Raw genomic sequence first — 20,226 nt, 5'->3', positions numbered from 1 at the left:
ACCTCTCATGGCTGAGCGCCGCGTCACCATCGGTTGGGCCGAGGGCCTGCACGCCCGTCCCGCCTCCGTCTTCGTCAAGGCCGTCACCTCCACCGGCGTCCCGATGACCATCGCCAAGGAGGGCGGCACCCCGGTCAACGCCGGCTCCATGCTCGGCCTCCTCGCCCTCGGCGCGAGCGGCGGCGACACCGTCGTCCTCGCGGCCGACGCGGAGGGCGCCGACGCGGCGCTCGACCGCGTCGCCAAGCTTGTCCAGGAGGGCCTGGACGAGCTGCCCGCCGCGTAGGTAACGGCGAGAGCCGACATCAGGGGCCCGGGGAACTGTCGGGCACACGGGTCGTGCAATCCAGGGGCCCGGGAACTGTCGGGCACACGGGTCGTGCAATCCAGGGGCCCGGGGAACGGCGGGCTCGGGGCTGCTGGCGGTTCACTGCCGGTGCGTGCGGTGGCTTCGGGTTCTGTTACGGCGGCCCGAAGCAGCACGGACGCATCGCTGGGCTCCGGCCGTCAGCAGCTCGGACTCGCCGTTCCCCGAGCCCCTGAATGCGCGCCCTCTTCAGCTGCCGACGAGCGCCCACCCCTCCGCCTCGCGGCGGGCCCCCGGCAGTAGGAGGGGGACGGCGAGGAGCAGGGCCGCGCCCGCGAAGTAGGGGGCCCGGGTGCCCCACTGGTGGGCGAGCAGCCCGGCGAGGGCGGCGCCCGTCGCGCCCGCGGCGCTGAAGACGAGTTGGTAGGCCATGGAGACCCGGCCCAGCAGGTGGGAGGGGATCTGGGCCTGGCGGAGGGTCACTCCGCCGATCGCCCAGGCGAAGTCGGCGACGCCGTAGCCCGCGACGGCGAGGGCGGCGACCGCGGGGGCGGGGGCGAGCGCCAGGAGGAGTGCGCAGGCGGCCGAGCCGAGGACGCCGGTGACCATGGTGGTGCGGGCGCCCCAGCGGTGCAGCAGCCGCGGGGTGAGGGCGCTGCCGAGCAGCCCGCCGACGGCGAACGCGGCGACCAGCAGGGCGAATCCGGTCGGGCCGAGGTGCTGGCTCCGGCGCGCGTAGAGGACCAGGACGGCGATCAGCCCGGAGGCGACCGCCCCGGTGAGGCCGCGGGCGAGGCAGAGCCGGAACAGGACGGGGCGGCCGCGCAGCCAGCGCAGCGCTTCGGCGACCTGGCGTCCCAGCGGGGCCCGGGCGGGGAGCGGCGCCGCTCCGCCGGGGCGGAATTCGCCGCGCAGCAGGAGCACCAGGGCGGCCGCGACGGCGAAGGAGAGGCTGTCGACGGCGAGCGGGAGGACCGCGGCCAGTCCGAACAGGACGGCGCCGAGCGGGGTGCCGAGCAGGGTGTCGGTGATCAGGGCGCCGGCCTGCAGGCGGGAGTTGGCCCGGGCGCGCCCGGCGGGCGGGACGAGGGTGGGGACCATGCCGGACCAGCCCGCGCCGTAGACGACGTCCCCGGCGCCCAGCAGCAGCGCGGCGAGCACCAGCCAGCCGATCCGGACGGCGTCCGCGGCCACCGCGACGGCCAGCGCGCCGACCACGAGGGTGCGGGCGACGTCCGACCAGAGGAGCATCCGGCGGCGGTCGACCCGGTCGGCCCAGACCCCGGCGGGGAGGGCGAGCAGCAGCGAGGGCAGCTGTCCGGCCAGCGCGACCAGGGCGATCAGCCGGGCGTCGTCGGTGAGGCGGACGGCGAGCAGCGGGAGGGCGACGAAGCGCATGCCGTCGCCGAGGCTGGATATGGTGACGGACGCCCAGAGGGTGGGAAAGCCGCGCGAGAACATGAACGAAAATATCGTTCACATTTTCCGGTCGCGTCAAGACGCCCGCCCGCCCGGCACCGTACGAGGAGAGTGAGCCCGGCGTGTCCCCCCTGGTCCGCGAGCCGCAGCAGCAGCGCAGCCGCGAGAAGTTCGCCCGCATCCTGTCCACCGCGGCCCGGCTGCTGGAGACCGTGCCGTTCGACCAGCTCAGCACCAAGCAGATCGCGGCCGAGGCCGGGATGTCCGTCGGGGCGCTGTACCGGTTCTTCCCGGACAAGGAGGCGGTGCTCGAAACGCTGGAGCACAACTGGCTGGAGGGCGACCTGCGGCTGCTGGCCGCCGCCACCGACCCGGCGGCGGTGGCGGCCTGCGCGACGTCCGAGCAGTTCATCGCCCGGGTGGTCGAGGCGTACGCGAGCCGGTTCCGGACGCTGCCCGGCTACCGGCACGTGTGGTTCCACGTGGTGAAGGTCCCCTCGCTGGCGAGCTTGGGGGACGAGGTGGACCGGCGGATCGCCGAGCGCGTGCACGAGGTGCTGGTGGACTCGTTCGGGCTGGCCGACACGGCCGAGACCCGCCGCCGGGCGCACCTGGCCGTGGTGCTGGCCACGCGGATGCTCGGCATGGCGTTCCTGGAGGACCCGCAGGGCGACCCGGAGATCCTGGCGGACACCCCGCTGATGCTGGACCGGTACCTCTTCGCACCGGCCCGCACCACCACCGCCTCCGACTGACCCGCGTCAGCCCTTCACGCAGATCACCTGCTTGAGGTGCGCGACGACCTCGACCAAGTCCCGCTGCTGGGCGATGACCTTCTCGATCGGCTTGTACGCGCCGGGGATCTCGTCGACCACCCCGGAGTCCTTGCGGCACTCGACGCCCGCCGTCTGCGCGACGAGGTCCGCGGTGCTGAACCGCTTCTTGGCCGCGGTGCGGCTCATCTTCCGGCCCGCGCCGTGCGAGGCCGAGTTGAACGAGGCGGCGTTCCCCAGGCCCTTCACGATGTACGAGCCGGTGCCCATCGAGCCCGGGATGATGCCGTACTCGCCGGAACCGGCCCGGATCGCGCCCTTGCGGGTGACGAGCAGGTCGACGCCGTCGTAGCGCTCCTCGGCCACGTAGTTGTGGTGGCAGGAGATCAGCTCGCCGAACGAGGCCCCGGCCCGCGGCAGTTCGCGGCGGACCGCGTCCTGGAACAGGGCCATCATCAGCGCCCGGTTGTGCTTGGCGTACTCCTGCGCCCAGAACAGGTCGGAGCGGTAGGCGTCCATCTCGGGGGTGCGGGCCAGGAAGACCGCCAGGTCGCGGTCGATCAGGCCCTGGTTGTGCGGCAGCGCCCGGGCGATCGACATGTGGTGCTCGGCGAGCTCCTTGCCGATGTTGCGCGAACCGGAGTGCAGCATCAGCCAGACCGCGCCGTCGTCGTCCAGGCAGAGCTCGATGAAGTGGTTGCCGCCGCCGAGCGTCGCCATCTGCCGGGCGGCCCGCTCGCGGCGCCAGTGCACCTCGGGGGCGATGTCGTCGAAGCGCTGCCAGAAGTCCTCCCAGCCCGCGGTGGCCCGGCCCTGCAGCTTGCCCGGGTCGACCGGGTCGGCGTGCAGGCCGAGACCGACCGGGATGGCCTGCTCGATCCGGCTGCGCAGGCGCGACAGGTCGTCCGGGAGGTCCTTCGCGGTGAGCGAGGACTTCACGGCCGTCATCCCGCAGCCGATGTCGACGCCGACCGCGGCCGGGCAGACCGCGCCCTTCATCGCGATGACGGAGCCGACCGTCGCGCCCTTGCCCAGGTGGACGTCCGGCATCACGGCGAGGCCGTGCAGCCAGGGCAGCGTGCTGATGTTGCGCAGCTGCTGCATGGCCTGGCCCTCGACGGTGGCCGGGTCGGTCCACATCCGGATCGGGACGCGGACGCCGGGTACCTCGGTGTACGACATGGGTGTTCGACCTCCTGGGTCGGATGGGTTCATGGTGCCGCACGAGGACGCCCGGTGCGGCGGCGGGGAAGCTCAGGGGGCGCGGGCCCGGCGTGCGGGACCGCGGGAAGGACGGACGGGCGCCGCGCGAGGACTGCTCAGGCGGTGACGCGCGAACAACGGAAGGGCAGCCTCGGGGAGCGTCGTCGTGGCTCGACCCGCATGGTGACCGCCTCCTTCCGCCGTGTCGTGGACCGCGCCCGTCGCCCGGTCGGGGATATCTACCCACGCCGCGCCGACGGCGCGCAAGGCATTAAAACGCCGAGGGTCCGGCGGAGCTGACGCCCCGTCGGACCCTCGTGCGCGCGGACCGCGCGGACCGCGCGCCGGAGCGGTCAGGCGATGACCGTGACGTCCCCGATGCCGAGCGCCTTGACCGGCTCGGCGATCACCGAGGCGTCGCCGACCAGCACGGTGACCAGCCGGTCCGGCGGGAACGCGGCGACCACGGCGCGGGTGGCGGCCGCGGTGTCGAGCTCGGCCAGCTTCCGGTAGAAGTCGGCCTGGTAGGTGTCGGGCAGGTACTGCTCGACCTGGTCCGCCAGGGTCGCGGCGACCGACCCGGCCGTCTCGAACTTCAGCGGGGCGACGCCGACCAGGAACTGCACGGCCTCCTCCCGCTCGGCGTCGGTCAGGCCCTCGGCGGCCAGCGTGCGCAGGATGGTCCAGGTGTCCTGCAGCGCGGGCGCGGTCGACTCGGTGTCCACCGAGCCGCTGATCGCCAGCATCCCGCGGCCGGAGCCGTCGGCGGCCGAGCGCAGCGCCTGGGCGAACGCCCGCACGCCGTAGGTGTAGCCCTTCTCCTCGCGCAGGACGCGGTCCAGCCGGGAGGTGAGGGTGCCGCCGAGGCAGTAGGTGCCGAGCACCTGCGCGGCCCACTCCGGGTCGTGCCGGTCCGGGCCGATCCGGCCGATCAGCAGCTGGGTCTGGACCGAGCCGGGCCGGTCGACGATGACCACCCGGCCGGTGTCGTCCGCGGTCACCGGGCCGTGCACGGCCGGCTCCCGGGTCTCGGCGGTCCACCGGCCCAGGGTGGACTCCAGCAGCGCCGCCAGGTCCGTCCCGGTGAGGTCGCCGACCACCACGGCGGTGGCGGTGGACGGGCGCAGGTGCGCGTCGTAGAACGCCTGCACCGCCGCCCGGTCGATCCGCTTGACGGTCTCGGCGGAGCCCGCCCGCGGGCGCGACAGCCGGTCGGCGGCCGGGAACAGCTCGGCGTACAGCGCCTTGGCGGCGCGCCGGCCCGGGTTGGCCTGCTCGTGGACGATCTCGTCGAGGCGGTTGGCGACCAGCCGCTCGATCTCGTCCGCGGGCAGCGCGGGGGCGCGCAGCGCGTCGCCGAGCAGGGTCAGGCCGCGCTCCAGGCGGGAGGCCGGGACCTCCAGCGAGACCCGGATCGCCGGGTGGTCGGCGTGGGTGTCCAGGGTGGCGCCGGCCCGCTCCAGCTCACCGGCGAACTCCTCGGCGCTGAGCGTGTCGGTGCCCTCGGACAGCGCCCGGGCCAGGATCGAGGCGACGCCGTCCAGGCCCTCCGGCTCGGCGGCCAGCGGCGCGTCCAGCACCATGTCGACGGCGACCAGCTGCTGGCCGGGGCGGTGGCAGTGCAGCACCGTCAGGCCGTTGGCCAGGGTGAGCCGTTCGGGCGCCGGGAACGCCCACGGGGTGGGGGTGCCGGGCTGCGGCTGCGGGTGGAACTCCATCGCGGGGGTGTGGTCGCTCACGCCGCCGCCTCCTCGTCGTTCTCGTCGTTCGCGGTGCCGTCGTCGTCACCGGTGGTCGGCTCGTACACCAGCACGGCCCGGTTGTCGGGGCGCAGCCGGGCGGCGGCGACCGCCCGGACCTCCTCGGCGGTGACGTCGAGGACCTTCGGCAGCGCGGCGTTGACCAGCTTCGGGTCGCCGAACAGGACGGCGTAGCGGCAGAGTTCGTCGGCCCGGCCGGCCACCGTGGTGAGCCGGTCCAGCCACTCGCGCTCGATCTGCGCCTGGGCCCGCTCCAGTTCCTCGGCGGTGGGGCCCTCGGCGGCGAACCGGGCCAGCTCCTCGTCGACGGCGGCCTCGATCTGCTCCAGGGCGGCGTCGCCGCCGGCCTTGACGTCCAGCCAGCCGAGCGAGGGCGCGCCGGCCAGCCGCAGCAGGCCGAAGCCGGCCGCGACGGCGGTGCGGTCGCGGCGCACCAGCCGGTTGTACAGGCGGGACGACTCGCCGCTGCCCAGGATGGTGAGCGCCAGGTCGGCCGCGTCGGCCTCCCGGGTGCCGTCGTGCGGGAGCCGGTAGGCGGCCATCAGCGCGCGGGACGGGACGTCCTCGCGGATCAGCTCGCGCACCTCGCGGCCGATGGTCTCCGGCAGGGTGCCGTCGCGCGGCGGCTGCTTGCCGTCGTGGGCCGGGATCGAGCCGAAGTACTTCTCCACCCAGGCGACGGTCTGCTCCGGGTCGAGGTCGCCGACGATCGCCAGCACCGCGTTGTTGGGCGCGTAGTAGGTGCGGAAGAACGTGCGGGCGTCCTCCAGCGTCGCGGCGTCCAGGTCGGCCATCGAGCCGATCGGGGTGTGGTGGTAGGGGTGGCCGTCGGGGAAGGACAGCGCGGTGAGCTTCTCGAACGCGGTGCCGTAGGGCACGTTGTCGTAGCGCTGGCGGCGCTCGTTCTTCACCACGTCGCGCTGGTTCTCCATGGACGTCTCGTCCAGCGCGGCCAGCAGCGAGCCCATCCGGTCGGCCTCCAGCCAGAGCGCGAGCTCCAGTTGGTGGGCGGGCATGGTCTCGAAGTAGTTGGTGCGCTCGAAGCTGGTGGTGCCGTTGAGCGAGCCGCCGGCGCCCTGGACCAGTTCGAAGTGGCCGTTGTTGGAGACGTTCGCCGAGCCCTGGAACATCAGGTGCTCGAAGAGGTGGGCGAGACCGGTGCGCCCCTTGACCTCGTGCCGGGAGCCCACGTCGTACCACAGGCACACCGCCGTGACCGGGGTGAGGTGGTCCTCGGAGAGCACCACGCGGAGGCCGTTGGCCAGGCGGTGTTCGGTGATGGCGAGGCCGCTTGCGGGCGCGGGGTTGGCCATGCGGGGTCCTTCCCGTCGTCGGTTCCGGAGTGTTCCGGGCCGGGGGCGTGTGACGTCCCCCATTGTGGTGCAACGCCGGGTCCCGCCGTCAGGTGTCCGGCCACGGGGCGCGTTCGCCAGCGGCGGAAGCGGCCCGGGTGACGGGGGGTGTCCCACCGAGGGTCCACAATGGGGGGCGTTCACGCCCGCGTCCGCCCGTACCCATGTACCGCACGTACCGCAAGGGAGCCCCGCAGCGATGGCCCGCCGCAGTTCGCCCACCCCGCCGCCCGGTGACTTCGAGGAGCGCATCCTCGACGTCGATGTCGTGGACGAGATGCAGGGCTCGTTCCTGGAGTACGCCTACTCGGTGATCTACTCCCGGGCCCTGCCGGACGCCCGGGACGGCCTCAAGCCGGTGCACCGCCGGATCCTCTACCAGGCCAACGAGATGGGCCTGCGCCCGGAGCGCGGCCACGTCAAGTGCGCGCGCCTGGTCGGCGAGGTGATGGGCCGGCTGCACCCGCACGGCGACGCCTCGATCTACGACGCCGTGGTGCGCCTGGCCCAGCCGTTCTCGATGCGGCTGCCGCTGATCGACGGCCACGGCAACTTCGGCTCGCTCGGCAACGACGACCCGCCGGCCGCGATGCGCTACACCGAGTCCCGGCTGACCGCCGCGTCGATGTCGCTGGTGGAGTCGATCCACGAGGACACCGTCGACTTCGGCCCGAACTACGACGGCTCCGAGCAGGAGCCCCAGGTCCTCCCCTCGGCGTTCCCGAACCTGCTGGTCAACGGCGCCACCGGGATCGCGGTCGGCATGGCCACCAACATGCCGCCGCACAACCTGTCCGAGGTGGTGGCCGCCGCCCGGCACCTGATCAAGCACCCCGCGGCGGACCTGGACACCCTGATGCGGTTCGTCCCCGGCCCCGACCTGCCCACCGGCGGCCGGATCGTCGGCCTGTCCGGCATCCGGGACGCGTACGAGTCCGGCCGCGGCACCTTCAAGATCCGCGCCACCACCACGATCGAGAACGTCACCGCCCGCCGCAAGGGCATCGTGGTCACCGAACTGCCGTACACGGTCGGCCCGGAGAAGGTGATCGGGAAGATCAAGGACCTGGTCAACGCGAAGAAGCTCCAGGGCATCGCCGACGTCAAGGACCTCACCGACCGCGCGCACGGCCTGCGCCTGGTCATCGAGGTGAAGAACGGCTTCGTCCCCGAGGCGCTGCTGGAGCAGCTGTACAAGCTGACGCCGATGGAGGAGACCTTCGGCATCAACAACGTCGCGCTGGTCGACGGCCAGCCGCTGACGCTGGGCCTCAAGGAGCTGCTGGAGGTCTACGTCGACCACCGCTTCACGGTGGTCAAGCGGCGCAGCGACTTCCGCCGCCGCAAGCGCCAGGACCGGCTGCACCTGGTGGAGGGCCTGCTGGTCGCGCTCGTCGACATCGACGAGGTGATCGCGATCATCCGCAACAGCGACGACGCCGGCCAGGCCAAGGACCGGCTGATGGAGCGCTTCGGCCTCTCCGAGACCCAGACCGCGTACATCCTCGACACCCCGCTGCGCCGGCTCACCCGGTTCGACCGGGTCGAGCTGGAGACCGAGCGGGCCAAGCTGCTCAAGGAGATCGCCGAACTGACCGAGATCCTGGAGTCGGACGGCAAGCTGCGCTCCGTGGTCTCCGCCGAACTCGCGGCCGTCTCCAAGCAGTTCGGCACCGAGCGGCGCACCGTGCTGCTGGAGGCCGGCGCGGTGCCGTCCGCCGCGCTGGCGGTGCCGCTGGAGGTCGCCGACGACCCGTGCCGGGTGCTGCTCTCCGCCACCGGGCTGCTGGCCCGCACCTTCGACCTGGAGCCGGTCACCGAGGAGTCGGCGGCCCGCGCCCGGCACGACGTGCTGGCCTCCGCCGTCCCCGCCACCGCCCGCGGCGACGTCGGCCTGGTCACCACGGCCGGCCGGGTGCTGCGGCTGCCGGTGATCGACCTGCCCGCGCTGCCCCCGGGCACCACGGCGCTGTCCGGCGGCGCGGCGGTCTCCGAGTTCCTCCGCCTGGAGGCCGACGAGCGGCCGCTCGCCCTGACCACCCTGGACGAGTCCTCCCCCGGCCTGGCGCTCGGCACCGTGCAGGGCACGGTCAAGCGGGTGGTGCCCGAATGGCCCGCCAACAAGGACGAGTTCGAGGTGATCGCGCTCAAGGACGGCGACGCCGTGGTCGGCGCGGTCGAGCTGCGCACCGGCGAGGAGGACCTGGTCTTCATCACCTCCGACGCCCAGCTGCTGCGCTACCCGGCGGCCCAGGTCCGCCCGCAGGGCCGCCCGGCCGGCGGCATGACCGGCATCAAGCTGGCCGACGGCGCGCGGGTGCTCTCCTTCACCGCGGTCGACCCGGCGCAGGACGCGGTGGTCCTCTCGGTGGCCACCGCCTCCGGCACGCTGGCCGGCGAGGAGCAGACCAGCTGGAAGCTCACCCCGTTCGACCAGTACCCGCGCAAGGGCCGGGCCACCGGCGGCGTCCGCTGCCAGCGCTTCCTGCGCGGCGAGGACGGCCTCGCCTTCGCCTGGGCCGGCCCGCTGCCCGCCCTCGGCACCAGCACCGCCGGCCGGCCCGTCGCCCTCCCGGAGCTCGACCCGCGCCGCGACGGCTCCGGCACCCCGGTGCCCTCGCCGATCGGGGCGGTCGGCAGCCGGATGTGACGGCGCGGGCCCCGTCCCGGGCCGGGGGAGCTGCGAGTCGAGACGCACCGCGGCCGGGCCCGCCGCCCCCCGGCCCCGGCCCCGGCCCTGGACCCCCGGCCCCCGGGCCCCGGACACGCGCGCCGTCGGCCGGAGGAGTCGCAGGGCCTAGGGTGGGGCGGGTGAGCACCTGCACGACGCTGTCGCACGAACTGGCCGAGCCGTTGACCGCCACCGCGGCCACCGCCACCACCTGGCTGCTGGTCGAGCAGTCCGGCCCGTGGGGGGCGCGGGCGCTGACCGGCAGTCACCTCGACGCCGGGGTCGGCGCCGCGCTGGAGGCGGCCGCGGAGGGGACCGGCGTCCGGGTGGCGCTGATCCGCCGCCCGGGCCGGCACGCGGACGGCGACCTCGCGGCCCGGCACGAGGTGCTGGTCGCGCACACCTCCCCGGCCGACCCGTGGGTCCGCCGCGGGCACGTCGCCGACCCCGGCGAACTGCTCGCCCTCGACTTCGCCGCCCTCGGCGCGGGCGACCACGGCTCCTTCGGCGCCCCGCACGTCGGCGGCCCGATCGCCCTGGTGTGCACCAACGGCCGCCGCGACCGCTGCTGCGCGCTGCTCGGCCGCCCGCTGGCGGCGGACATCGCGGCGGCCGGCCACAGCGAGGCGTGGGAGGTCACCCACCTCGGCGGGCACCGCTTCTCACCGACCATGCTGGTGCTGCCGCACGGCTACGCGTACGGGCGGCTGACCGCCGAGTCCGCGAAGGAGGTGCTGGCCGCGACCGCCGCGGGCCACACGGTCCCGGCGCACTCCCGCGGCCGTTCGTACTGGCCGCGTCCCGCCCAGGCCGCCGAGCAGGCCGTCCGCGAGCTGGCGGCCGAGACCGCCGCCGACGCGCTGACCCTGCGGGTGTCCCCCGGCGGCTCGCCCTGGACGGTCGACGTCCAGCACGCCGACGGCCGGCACTGGCGGGCCACCGTCGCCGAGTCGTTCAGCGAGCCGCCGCGCCCCGAGAGCTGCGGCAAGGGCCCGGGCACCCCGTCCCGGATGGACGTGGTCGCGCTGGAGGCCGTGGCCCGCTGATCGGGCGGGTGGCCGGTCCGGGACGGCGGGTGGCCGGTCCGGGACGGCGGGGGGGCCGGGCGGCGGGCGGTCACTCCTCGGGCAGGGTGAAGCAGACCGCGGTGCCGCCTCCGGGGGCGTCGTCCAACCAGACCGCGCCGCCGTGCCGTTCGACGATGCGGCGCACGATGGCCAGTCCGGCGCCGGAGCCGCCGCCGTGCTCGGCCGTCCGGTGCAGCCGGCGGAACAGCCCGAACACCAGCTCGCGCTGGGCGGCCGGCACGCCGATCCCGTTGTCGCGGACCACCACCGTCTCCCGCTCCGGGCCGCCGTCCGGGCCCGGCCTGCGCTCCACCGTGACCTCGACGGTGCGCGGCCCGTCCGCGCGGGCGTACTTGGCGGCGTTCACCAGCAGGTTGACCAGGACCTCCTGGAGCCGGTCCGGATCGGCGTGGACGACCGGGAGGTGCCCGCGCAGGAGCCGGACGCGCTGCTCGGCGAGCCGGGGCCCGGCGATCTCCAGGGCGTGCTCCAGGGCCTCGGCGAGCGGTACCGGGACGCGGTGCAGCCCGACCTCGCTGACCTGGGAGTAGCGCAGCAGCGAGTCGAGCAGGCCGTCCATCCGGACGGTCAGCCGGCGCACGGTGTCCAGGTGGCGGCGGCCGGCCCCGTCCAGGGCGTCGCCGACGTCCTCGATGACGAAGCTGGCCGCGTTGGAGATCCCGCGCAGCGGCTCCTTGAGGTCGTGGGCGGCGGCGTGGGCGAAGGCGTCGAGGTCCGCGTTGCTGCGTTCCAGCCGCTGGGTGAAGACCGCGGTCCAGGCGGCGTGCCGGGCCAGCAGCCCGGCGACCGCCCGGGCCACCTCGTGGGCGGCCGCCAGGTCGGTGCCGCTCCACGGCAGGCTGCGCCCCCGCACGGCCGCCCGGAACACCTCCGTGGAGCCGCGCGGCGTCAACCGCTCGCCGCGCGGTCCCAGCCGGACGGGTACCGCGGGGTCGGTGGCCCAGCTGCGGGCGCCGCTCCGCTCCTCCCGCCACCAGGCGAGGAACCCGTCCCCCAGCGGCAGCAGCAGGACGCCCCCCGGGACGTGACCGTCACCGCCCGCCGCCGCGTCCGCGCCGACCGGCTCGCCGCACGCGTCGGCGAGTGCTTCCGCCAGCCGGTCGGTGTGCCACGTCTCGGTGGCCCGCAGGCCCGCGGCGACGGTCCGCAGCCGGGAGAGCGTCCGGGCGCCCGGGTCCGGGCCCTCGACGGTGGTCTGCCCGGTCTGGTCGACGACCAGGCCGTCCGCCTCGACCAGCCCGGCGAACAGCCCGGCGAAGGCGTGCAGGGACGGGGCCCGTTCGTCGGGCGCCCCGCCGAGCAGGCCGTCGAGGGCGCCGCGGACCAGGTCGAGCGCCGCGGACCGCTCCCGGTCCGCGACCGCGGCGAGCTGCACGGACAGGGCGCTGCCGAACAGTTCGCAGGCCGCCCGCACGTCCGGCGACAGCCAGCGCGGCTCCTCGCCGTGGCAGGCGACCAGCCCCCACAGGGCGTCGTCGGAGAGCACCGAGACCGACATCGAGGAGCGCACGCCGATGTTGCGCAGGTACTCCAGGTGGTACGCGGAGACGGTGCGCAGCGCCGCGGCGGACAGGTCGAGGGGCGGGGCGCCGGCCTCGGCGCGGGCGGAGTGCAGCGCGGCGGTGCGGTCGTCGACGTCGCCGATCACCCGGATCCAGTTGTGCCGGTAGAGCCGCCGGGCCTGCGGCGGGATGTCGCTGGCCGGGAACCACAGCCCGAGCCAGGGCTCCAGGTGCGCGGCCCGGTCCTCGGCGACGACCTCGCCGGGCCCCTCGGCGTCCTCGAAGCGGTAGGCGACCACCCGCGAGTAGCCGGTGAGCAGCCGCACCTCGCGCACGGCGGCCTCGCAGCACTCCGCCACGGTGGCGCACCGCTGGATGCGCAGCAGCGCCTGCTGGACGCGGCGGGCGAAGCCCGGGCCGGCCTCGGACCGCTCGGCGCAGGGTTCGAGCTCCAGCACCAGCAGCCCGTCCCGGCGGTGCGCGCTGACGTCGAACGGGTGGGCGGCGCCGGTGGGACGGGCCCGGCCGGTGAGCAGCACGGCGGACTCCCCGGCGGCCCCGGCCTCGGCGAGCACCTCGGCGCCGACCAGGTCCCGGGCCGGACGGCCGACCAGGTCCGCGGCGGGGCGTCCCAGGTGGTCGGCGGCGTTGTCGGAGACGGTGCGGACGGTCCCGTCGAGCGGGTCGACCGCGATCAGCACGCCGAACGACTGCACGCCGCCGAGCAGGTGGATCGGCTCCCGGACGCAGTCGGCCAGGTCGAAGCCGCCGGGCGCGGCGGCCTCGGCCTGCTGCGCCCGCTCCGACAGCCACCCGTCCTCGGCCATGCCCGGTTCCCGTCCTCGGCCCGGCCGGGTCGGCCGCGCGGTCGGATCCACCCTAGGGCCTGTCCCCGGCCCCGCGTCGTCGCCCGGCGGGCCGCCACCGGCCGGGGGGGTGCCTCCCGGCGCGTGCAGCCCGGCGGGCCGGGCGGGGCTATCGTTGCGGGCGAGGTCCTCCCGCCGGAGGCGGGTACCGGGCGGAACGCGGAAGCCACGGACCGGTCCCGCCGCCGGCGTACAACGGGGCCGGGCGGAAAGAGAGAAGCCGTGACACGCCAACAGCCCCCCGACGAACCGGCGGGAACCGCTCCCCGCAGCGACGACGCCCCGCCGCCGCCCCGCGCGGCGCGGTCCGGGCGCCCAGCGGACGGTGACTGGAGCGCGGGGCTGCACCGGATGTGGCGGCTCGCCCAGACCTCGACCGACGTGACGGCGCTCTCCGAGCAGCTGTACGACCTGCTGCTGGGCCAGCCGGGGGTGGTCGTGGTCTCGGGCACCCGGTTCGCCCCGTCCGGCGCCGCCCTGTACATGCGGTCCAGCAGCCGTCTCGACACCCGCCCCGAACGGGTGCTGGCTCCTCCCGGCGACGCCTGGAAGGGCGGGCCGGCCCCGGTGCCCGGCCTGGTCCGGAAGTTCACGCTGCGCTCCGAGCACGCGCGGGCCCGGCCCGAGTACGGGGTGTGGCGGGCGGCCGGGGCGGTGCGGGTGGTGGAGTGCGCGCTGGCGCTGGAGGAGGACGACTGGGCGGTGGTGTCCGTCGGCCTGGCCGCGGGCCGGTCCGCCCCGGCCCGGCTCGGCCTCCGGGTCGCCCAGGTGTGCGACGTGGTCGCCGCCTGCAACGACCGGATCGTGCAGGAGCGGGAGAATGCCCGGGTGCAGGCCCGGGACGCGCTGCTCGCGGAGGCGTCGCTCCAGATGGACGCCTCGCTGGAGGTCGAGGAGACCCTCCAGCGGGTGGCCCGGATGACGGTGCCCGCGGTGGCCGAGGGCTGCCTGGTGCACCTGTGCCGGCCCGGCGGGCTCGCGCTGGTCGCCTCCGCGCACCTGGCGGCGGGCGCGCAGCGGCGGTTCACCGCGGCGGGCGAGGACGGGAACTGGGTGGACGACGTCCTGCCGAAGCTGTCCGCGCTGCGCGAGGGCACCGTCCTGAGCGGCGGGGAGCTGGCGGGCACGCCCTTCGGCCCGGCCTCCGAGGTGGCCGCCCGGGCGGTCACGGTGAACCCGCTGCGGGCCCGGGGCCGGCTGCTGGGCACCGTCACCTTCGTCTACGAGCGCGACCCGTCCCGCCTGCCGCCGCCGCTGTTCCTGGCCGACCTGGCGCTGCGGGCCGCGCTGGCGATCGACAACGCGACGCTGTACGAGGAGCGCCGGCAGCACGTGGTCTCGCTGCAGCAGCACCTGCTGCCGGCCGTCCTGCCCACCGTGCCGGGCGTGGAGCTGGCCGCCGCCTACGAGGTCGGCGACGCGGCCCTGGAGGTGGGCGGCGACTTCTACGACGCCGTCCCCGGCCGGCACTCGTTCTCCCTCCTGGTGGGCGACGTGTGCGGCCGCGGGGCCGAGGCCGCCGCGCTCACCGGCCTGGCCCGGCACACCCTGCGCACGCTGCTGGAGGACGACCTGCCGCCCGCCGCGGCGCTCACCCGCCTCAACCGCGCGCTGCGGACGGCCGCCTCCCAGAAGTTCGTCACCGGCGTGGTGCTGTCGCTGGTCCCGGCCCCGGACGGCGCCTTCGCGGCCCGGATCGCCAACGCCGGCCACCCGCAGGCGCTGGTGCTGCGCGCGGACGGGACGGTCGCGCCGCTGGGCGGCACCGGCGGGCTGCTGCTCGGCGTGGTCGACGACTACGAGCTGGCGGAGACCACCGACGTGCTGCGCCCCGGGGACACCGCGGTGCTGCTGACCGACGGGATCACCGAGTCCCGCTCACCCGACGGGGCGTTCTTCGAGGACCGGCTCTCCGCCGCCCTCGGCGCGCTGGCCGGACTCCCGCCGACGGGGGTGGTCACCGGGCTGGCCCGGGCGGCGATCGGCTTCGGCCGGGGCTCGGCGGACGACATGGCCGTCCTGGCGATGCGGGTGGCGTCCGGGACGGAACCGGACCGGAACGAGGAGGGGGAAGCGTCGTGACGGCGATGGCCGAGGGACTGGTGCTCGTGGTCGAGGACTCCGAGGACGACATGGAGGCGGTGGCGCGGGCCCTGGGCCGCTCGCACCCGCTGGTCCGCCTGGAGTTCGCCGGGCGGGCGGACGCCGTCCTCGGGCGGCTGCTCGACCCGGCGGCCGAACGGCCGCGCCTGGTCCTGCTCGACCTCAACCTGCCCGGCTACAGCGGCCACGACCTGCTCGGCGACCTCCGGGCCCACCCGGAGCTGGCCGGGCTGCCGGTGGTGGTCTTCACCTCCTCCACCGCCCCCGCGGAGGTGGACGCCTGCTACGCCGCCGGGGCGGACAGCTACATCTTCAAGCCGCTGAACTTCGAGCTGTTCCGGACCGTGCTCGGCAGCACCGTCGACTTCTGGCTCGGCGAGGTCCGGTCCGGCTGACCCGGGCCGGAACTGACCCGGGCCGGGGCGCGGGGACCGGACGTCCGGCCCCCGCGCCCCGGCCCGGGGTGCGTTCCTAGGCGGCGCCCGCGCCCGTCAGGGCCCGCACCTCCAGCTCGGCGAAGCCGTCCTCGTCCGGCGGCTCCCGGTCCAGGACGGTGCCCAGCCAGCCGGCCAGGAAGCCGAGCGGGATGGAGACCAGCCCCGGGTTCTCCAGCGGGAACCAGTGGAAGTCCAGGCCCGGCAGGACGGCGGTCTTCGCGCCGGAGACCACCGGCGAGAACAGCACCAGCACCACCGCCGGGACGAGGCCGCCGTACACCGACCAGACCGCGCCGCGGGTGGTGAACCGCTTCCAGAACAGCGAGTACAGCAGGGTCGGCAGGTTGGCCGAGGCGGCCACCGCGAAGGCCAGGCCGACCAGGAAGGCCACGTTCAGCTTCTGCGCGAACAGGCTGAGCACGATGGCGAGTCCGCCGATCACCACGGCCGAGATCCGCGCCGCGATGACCTCCTCGCGCTCGGAGACCTGCCGCCGCTCGGGGCGCCGCCAGGCCCGCGCGTAGAGGTCGTGGGCGAAGGCCGCGGAGGAGGCCAGCGTCAGCCCGGCCACCACGGCGAGGATGGTGGCGAAGGCGATCGCCGAGATCACCGCGAACAGCAGCAGGCCCCAGGTGGACTCCGGCCCGCCGCCGAGGTCGAGGGCCAGCAGCGGGACGGCCGTGTTGCCGGCCGGGTTGGCGGCCCGGACGGCCTTCGCGCCGACCACCGCGCCGGCCCCGAGGCCGAGCACGATCGCCATCAGGTAGAAGCAGCCGATCAGGCCGATGGCCCACATCGTGGAACGCCGCGCGGCCCGCGCCGTGGGCACGGTGTAGAAGCGGCTGAGGATGTGCGGCAGGCCCGCGGTGCCGAGCACCAGCGCCAGGCCGAGGCTGACGAAGTCGAGCCGGCTGACCAGGCTGGAGCCGTACCGCAGGCCCGGTTCCAGGTACCTGTCGCCGACGCCGCTGTGCCGGGCCGCGGTGTCCATCAGCGCGCCGAGGTCGCCGTGGAAGCGGGCCACCACCAGCACCGTGAGCAGCACCGAACCGGCCACCAGCAGGAAGGCCTTGACGATCTGGATCCAGGTGGTGGCGCGCATCCCGCCGACCGTCACGTAGACGATCATCAGGCCGCCGACGCCGACGATGGTCCAGCCCTTGGCGGCGCCGCTGTCGGTGCCGAGCAGCAGGGCGACCAGGCTGCCCGCGCCGACCATCTGCGCGATCAGGTACATCAGGGTGACGACCATGGACGCCAGGCCGGCCGCGGCGCGCACCGGCCGCTGGCGCATCCGCAGCGCCAGCACGTCGGCCAGGGTGTAGCGGCCGGCGTTGCGGACGAGTTCGGAGACCAGCATCAGCACGACGAGCCAGGCGACCAGGAAGCCGATGCTGTAGAGCACGCCGTCGTAGCCGTACAGCGCGATCAGGCCGGTGACGCCGAGGAAGGACGCGGCGGAGAGGTAGTCGCCGGAGAGGGCGAAGCCGTTCTGCAACGGCGAGAAGTCGCGGCCGCCGGCGTAGAAGTCCTCGGCGGCGTGGCCGCGGCGGCCGACCCAGACGGTGATGGTGAGCGTGACGGCGACGACGACGGCGAACAGCGCCACCGCGAGGCCGTGGCTGGGGTGTGGGGTCATCGCAGTTGGTCCTGGGTGTCCCAGCGCAGTTCGAGGGCGGCTCGGTCGCGCTTGGTGCGGGCGTTGCGGGCGTAGAGCCAGGTGAGCAGGAAGGTCGAGGCGAACTGGCCGAGGCCGAGCAGCCAGGCCAGGTTGAGCGGCCCGGCGACCCGCTGGCGCATCAGGTCCGGCGCGAACGCCTGGGCCGCGACGAACAGCAGGTACCAGGCCAGGAACCCGGCGCTGGCCGGGAACACGAAGGAGCGGTAGCCGCGCCTGATCTCCTGGAACGCCTCGCTGTCCTGGACGCTCCGGTAGACCTCCCGGCCGACCCGCTCCTCCGGCGGTGCCGGTTCCGCGGCCCGCCGCTGCGCCACCACCCGGGGTCGGGAGGGGGCCGCGGCCCACCAGTCGACTCTCTCCTGCTGCGCCACAGCCGACACCTCATCATTTCGGTCACCAGGACCGAACCATGATGGAGCGTCACAAACCAGACCACGAAACCCGTGCAGATACGTTCACCCGAACCAGCTAACCGGACGTCGGTTCACGAACCGTCGGAAATTCCATGCTTGAAGGCGTACGCCACGGCCTGGGCGCGGTCCCGTACCGCTGTCTTGGCGAAAAGGTTGTTGATATGTGTTTTCACCGTCGCGGGGCTGACGAACAACCTTCCGGCGATCTCCGCGTTGGACAGGCCGGCGGCGATCAGCGCCAGCACCTCGGCCTCGCGCTGGGTCAACCCGTCCGGCAGCGCGGGGCGCCCGGCCGGCTCGGTCCTCGGCTGCGATCCCGTCTGCGGTTCCGGCCGCGACTGCGCGGCGGGCCCGGCCGGGGCCGACAGCCGTTCCAGCAGCCGCAGTTGGACCTGCGGGGAGAGCCCGGCCGCGCCCGAGCGGACGTCCGCGACCGCGCGGGCGATCTCCTCCGCCCCGGCGTCCTTGGTCAGGAAGCCGCGGGCACCGGCCTGCAGCGCCGAGAACAGCGAGTCGTCGTCGGCGTAGGTGGTGAGCACCACCACCTCGGTGGCGGGGTGGTCGGCGCGGATCCGGCGGGTCGCCTCCACCCCGTCGCAGCGCGGCATCCGCAGGTCCATCAGCACCACGTCGGGGGCGTGTTCGGCGACCAGCCGCAGCGCCTCCTCGCCGTCCGGCGCCGAACCGACCACCGTGATGCCCGGCAGCAGGCCGAGCAGCATCACGATCCCCTCCCGCACCACGGTCTGGTCGTCGGCGACCACCACCCGGATCGGTCCGTCCGTCACGTCGGCACCCGCAGCAGCACGCGCCACCCTCCCTCCTCGGGGCCCGCCAGCAGTTCGCCGCCGAGCAGTTCCGCGCGTTCGCGCATCCCGAGCAGACCGTACCCGCTCCCGCTGTCGCCCAGCACCGGGTGCGCCCCGCGCGGCGCACCGGAGTTGCGCACCCGCAGCTCCACCGCGCCGTCCAGGTAGCCGAGTCGGACGTCCACCCGGCCGCCGGGCGCGTGCTTGCGGGCGTTGGTCAGCGCCTCCTGGGCGACCCGGCGCACGGCCAGCCCGGCCTCGGCGGGCAGCGGCCGGGGCACCCCTTCGACGGTCAGCCCGGCCCCGGACTGGGCGGCCAGCTCGGCCACGAACTCGGCGACGGGGGCGAACTCGCCGCGCAGCGCGGACAGCGCCTGCCGGGTCTCGGTCAGCCCGTCCTGCGCCATCCGCCGGGCGGCGACCACCCGTTCGCGGATCTCGGCCCGATCGGCCCCGGCGTCCAGCATCAGCCGGGCCGCCTCCAGGTGCACCAGCTGCGCGGACAGGCTGTGCGCCAGCACGTCGTGGATCTCCCGGGCGATCCTGGCCCGTTCGGCCAGCGCCGCGGACTCCGCCTGCGCGGCCTGCGCGGCCCGCTCCTGGGCGAGCAGGGCGCGCTGCGCGGAGCGGGCCTGGCCGTCCAGCCGCAGCAGGTAGCCGAGCAGGCCGATGCCGCCCGAGACGGCCAGCATCACCAGCAGCGAGTCGCCCGAGCCGAGGCCGTAACTGGCCAGCGCCGCCCCGGCGGTGAGCAGCCCGGCGGCCAGCGGCAGCCGGATCACGGAGAGCACCGCGAGCCCGCACCAGATCACCGAGGCGAGGGTGTCGGCCCCGCCCTCGTGGGCCAGCCCGGCGGTGGCCAGCAGCCCGGCGGCACAGCCCAGCGCGGGCCACAGCCGCCGGGCCCGGCAGGCCAGGAACCAGCCGGTGGACAGGGCGACCGCGGCCGCGATCCAGCCGACCGGGGGCAGCAGCCGCCAGCCGGAGTACCGCTCTTCGGCGAAGGTGCCGAGGACCACGGCGCCCAGCATGACGGCCCGGCTGCAGAACGACAGCACCAGCCGGGCCCGGCTGGCGTGCTCCCGGAGCGGCACGTCCCCGGCGGGCCACCCGGTCCAGCGCTCCAGCGTGCTCACCTGCTGATCCTCCCTCGACGGTGGTGCCGCCGACCCCCGTTGCGGGGGCCGGCGGCGGATGTCCGGCCCGGCGTCGGTGCGCCGGGCGGTACGGCGGGCGGCGCGTCAGGCGGCCAGGCCGTGGTGCTGCTTGCCGCCGCCGTCCAGCTGCCGGGCCCGCCACTGCAGGGCCGCCGAGCGGACCAGCAGCAGCAGGGCCAGCGACAGCAGCAGCACGCTGCCGGACTGGTGGACGTGCAGCGCGCCGCCCACCCCGTACCAGGCGATCCGGACCAGGATCGCGCCGACCCAGGCGAACACCGTGACGGTGGTGCCCCGGCTCCACAGCGCGCCGTCCGTCTCGCGCCAGATCCGCACCGTCCAGCCCCAGGCGCAGCCCATGCCGGCGGTGGTGAGCATCGAGCCGATCAGCAGGGCGGTGGCGGCGGTCCGGTGCTGCGGGTCGATCAGCACCGGGTCGCGCAGCGCGACGGCGGCGAGCACCAGCGGCAGCAGCCAGAAGCGGCGTTCGGTGTCCAGCCGGCGGGCCCGCAGCTGCCGGCCCACCACCAGGACGATCACGGCGGCGGCGATCAGGACGTCGGACAGGGCGGTCATTTCGGGTGCCTCCCGGGCGGGGTGGTTTCGACACCCCGAACGCTACGGAGCCGGCGCCCGCCGGTCCTCGGAGCGGGGGTTGATCCGCAGCGCGGAGGGCTCTCCACCC

The 20,226-nt window shown here is 75.2% G+C and carries 16 protein-coding genes; 6 read left to right on the top strand and 10 right to left on the bottom strand.

The window, feature by feature from the left end; translation table 11 throughout:
* Window positions 1–7 precede the first annotated feature (7 nt).
* Window positions 8–286 (top strand): HPr family phosphocarrier protein, encoded by a 279-nt coding sequence (locus ACIQVD_RS29665; RefSeq protein WP_400690459.1) that lies wholly within the window; start codon window positions 8–10, stop codon window positions 284–286.
* 270 nt (window positions 287–556) lie between these two features.
* On the opposite strand, the gene ACIQVD_RS29660 is transcribed toward ACIQVD_RS29665, so the two are convergent.
* Window positions 557–1,768, bottom strand: a complete 1,212-nt coding sequence (locus ACIQVD_RS29660) for an MFS transporter (RefSeq protein ID WP_400690456.1) — start codon at window positions 1,766–1,768, stop codon at window positions 557–559.
* An 80-nt stretch (window positions 1,769–1,848) separates the two neighbouring features.
* Between ACIQVD_RS29660 and ACIQVD_RS29655 the strand changes: the two genes are divergently transcribed.
* Window positions 1,849–2,481, top strand: coding sequence for a TetR/AcrR family transcriptional regulator (locus ACIQVD_RS29655; RefSeq protein WP_400690453.1), 633 nt, complete (start codon window positions 1,849–1,851; stop codon window positions 2,479–2,481).
* Window positions 2,482–2,487: 6 nt separating this feature from the next.
* Here ACIQVD_RS29655 and ACIQVD_RS29650 read toward each other — a convergent pair whose 3' ends face one another.
* From ACIQVD_RS29650 to ACIQVD_RS29640, 3 genes are all read right to left on the bottom strand, one after another.
* Entirely contained in the window at window positions 2,488–3,681 is a 1,194-nt protein-coding gene (locus ACIQVD_RS29650; RefSeq protein ID WP_402292258.1) for an RtcB family protein, read from the bottom strand.
* A 374-nt stretch (window positions 3,682–4,055) separates the two neighbouring features.
* Window positions 4,056–5,420 (bottom strand): M16 family metallopeptidase, encoded by a 1,365-nt coding sequence (locus ACIQVD_RS29645; RefSeq protein WP_402292271.1) that lies wholly within the window; start codon window positions 5,418–5,420, stop codon window positions 4,056–4,058.
* A 17-nt stretch (window positions 5,421–5,437) separates the two neighbouring features.
* Window positions 5,438–6,775: a M16 family metallopeptidase gene (locus tag ACIQVD_RS29640; protein WP_400690448.1), complete on the bottom strand. Its 1,338-nt coding sequence runs from the start codon at window positions 6,773–6,775 to the stop codon at window positions 5,438–5,440.
* A 238-nt stretch (window positions 6,776–7,013) separates the two neighbouring features.
* Between ACIQVD_RS29640 and ACIQVD_RS29635 the strand changes: the two genes are divergently transcribed.
* Complete coding sequence (locus ACIQVD_RS29635; RefSeq protein ID WP_402292257.1) at window positions 7,014–9,464, top strand: DNA topoisomerase (ATP-hydrolyzing) subunit A; 2,451 nt, start codon at window positions 7,014–7,016, stop codon at window positions 9,462–9,464.
* A 161-nt stretch (window positions 9,465–9,625) separates the two neighbouring features.
* Window positions 9,626–10,531 carry a sucrase ferredoxin gene (locus ACIQVD_RS29630; protein ID WP_400690442.1) on the top strand — a complete coding sequence of 302 codons (906 nt, stop codon included), beginning with the start codon at window positions 9,626–9,628 and terminating at the stop codon, window positions 10,529–10,531.
* A gap of 70 nt (window positions 10,532–10,601) precedes the next feature.
* Here the strand turns inward: ACIQVD_RS29630 and ACIQVD_RS29625 are convergent, their stop codons facing one another.
* Entirely contained in the window at window positions 10,602–12,902 is a 2,301-nt protein-coding gene (locus ACIQVD_RS29625) for an ATP-binding protein (protein ID WP_402292256.1), read from the bottom strand.
* Between the two features lie 390 nt (window positions 12,903–13,292).
* Here ACIQVD_RS29625 and ACIQVD_RS29620 point away from each other — a divergent pair, with 390 nt between their 5' ends.
* Both ACIQVD_RS29620 and ACIQVD_RS29615 read left to right on the top strand, forming a co-directional pair.
* The gene (locus ACIQVD_RS29620) at window positions 13,293–15,023 is read left to right on the top strand and encodes a PP2C family protein-serine/threonine phosphatase (protein WP_402292255.1); all 1,731 of its coding nucleotides are present in this window, start codon (window positions 13,293–13,295) and stop codon (window positions 15,021–15,023) included.
* Between the two features lie 5 nt (window positions 15,024–15,028).
* On the top strand, window positions 15,029–15,439 hold the full coding sequence (locus ACIQVD_RS29615) for a response regulator (protein ID WP_400690519.1): 411 nt from the start codon (window positions 15,029–15,031) through the stop codon (window positions 15,437–15,439).
* A gap of 76 nt (window positions 15,440–15,515) precedes the next feature.
* Here ACIQVD_RS29615 and ACIQVD_RS29610 read toward each other — a convergent pair whose 3' ends face one another.
* The 5 genes from ACIQVD_RS29610 to ACIQVD_RS29590 form a co-directional block, all read right to left on the bottom strand.
* On the bottom strand, window positions 15,516–17,120 hold the full coding sequence (locus ACIQVD_RS29610; RefSeq protein ID WP_400690433.1) for a cation acetate symporter: 1,605 nt from the start codon (window positions 17,118–17,120) through the stop codon (window positions 15,516–15,518).
* Window positions 17,117–17,533, bottom strand: coding sequence for a DUF485 domain-containing protein (locus ACIQVD_RS29605; protein ID WP_100840372.1), 417 nt, complete (start codon window positions 17,531–17,533; stop codon window positions 17,117–17,119). The genes ACIQVD_RS29610 and ACIQVD_RS29605 overlap by 4 nt, the downstream gene beginning before the upstream one ends.
* Before the next feature lie 113 nt (window positions 17,534–17,646).
* A complete protein-coding gene (locus ACIQVD_RS29600; protein WP_402292270.1) occupies window positions 17,647–18,297 on the bottom strand; it encodes a response regulator in 651 nt (216 codons plus the stop codon).
* Between the two features lie 62 nt (window positions 18,298–18,359).
* Window positions 18,360–19,520, bottom strand: coding sequence for a sensor histidine kinase (locus ACIQVD_RS29595; protein ID WP_402292254.1), 1,161 nt, complete (start codon window positions 19,518–19,520; stop codon window positions 18,360–18,362).
* A 105-nt stretch (window positions 19,521–19,625) separates the two neighbouring features.
* Entirely contained in the window at window positions 19,626–20,117 is a 492-nt protein-coding gene (locus ACIQVD_RS29590) for a DUF1453 domain-containing protein (protein WP_402292253.1), read from the bottom strand.
* Between the last annotated feature and the right edge of the window lie 109 nt (window positions 20,118–20,226).

Source organism: Kitasatospora sp. NPDC090308 (genome assembly GCF_044769485.1).
GTDB lineage: Bacteria > Actinomycetota > Actinomycetes > Streptomycetales > Streptomycetaceae > Kitasatospora > Kitasatospora fiedleri.
This window is presented reverse-complemented; position numbering and strand designations above follow the sequence as displayed.

Excerpts from the sequence above, each read along its gene's own strand:
- ACIQVD_RS29665 (WP_400690459.1), top strand. The coding sequence starts at position 8 with ATGGCTGAGCGCCGCGTCACCATCGGTTGGGCCGAGGGCCTGCACGCC.
- ACIQVD_RS29660 (WP_400690456.1), bottom strand. The coding sequence starts at position 1,768 with ATGTTCTCGCGCGGCTTTCCCACCCTCTGGGCGTCCGTCACCATATCC.
- ACIQVD_RS29650 (WP_402292258.1), bottom strand. The coding sequence starts at position 3,681 with ATGTCGTACACCGAGGTACCCGGCGTCCGCGTCCCGATCCGGATGTGG.
- ACIQVD_RS29645 (WP_402292271.1), bottom strand. The coding sequence starts at position 5,420 with ATGGAGTTCCACCCGCAGCCGCAGCCCGGCACCCCCACCCCGTGGGCG.
- ACIQVD_RS29640 (WP_400690448.1), bottom strand. The coding sequence starts at position 6,775 with ATGGCCAACCCCGCGCCCGCAAGCGGCCTCGCCATCACCGAACACCGC.
- ACIQVD_RS29635 (WP_402292257.1), top strand. The coding sequence starts at position 7,014 with ATGGCCCGCCGCAGTTCGCCCACCCCGCCGCCCGGTGACTTCGAGGAG.
- ACIQVD_RS29625 (WP_402292256.1), bottom strand. The coding sequence starts at position 12,902 with ATGGCCGAGGACGGGTGGCTGTCGGAGCGGGCGCAGCAGGCCGAGGCC.
- ACIQVD_RS29620 (WP_402292255.1), top strand. The coding sequence starts at position 13,293 with ATGTGGCGGCTCGCCCAGACCTCGACCGACGTGACGGCGCTCTCCGAG.
- ACIQVD_RS29615 (WP_400690519.1), top strand. The coding sequence starts at position 15,029 with ATGGCCGAGGGACTGGTGCTCGTGGTCGAGGACTCCGAGGACGACATG.
- ACIQVD_RS29610 (WP_400690433.1), bottom strand. The coding sequence starts at position 17,120 with ATGACCCCACACCCCAGCCACGGCCTCGCGGTGGCGCTGTTCGCCGTC.
- ACIQVD_RS29600 (WP_402292270.1), bottom strand. The coding sequence starts at position 18,297 with ATGCTGCTCGGCCTGCTGCCGGGCATCACGGTGGTCGGTTCGGCGCCG.
- ACIQVD_RS29590 (WP_402292253.1), bottom strand. The coding sequence starts at position 20,117 with ATGACCGCCCTGTCCGACGTCCTGATCGCCGCCGCCGTGATCGTCCTG.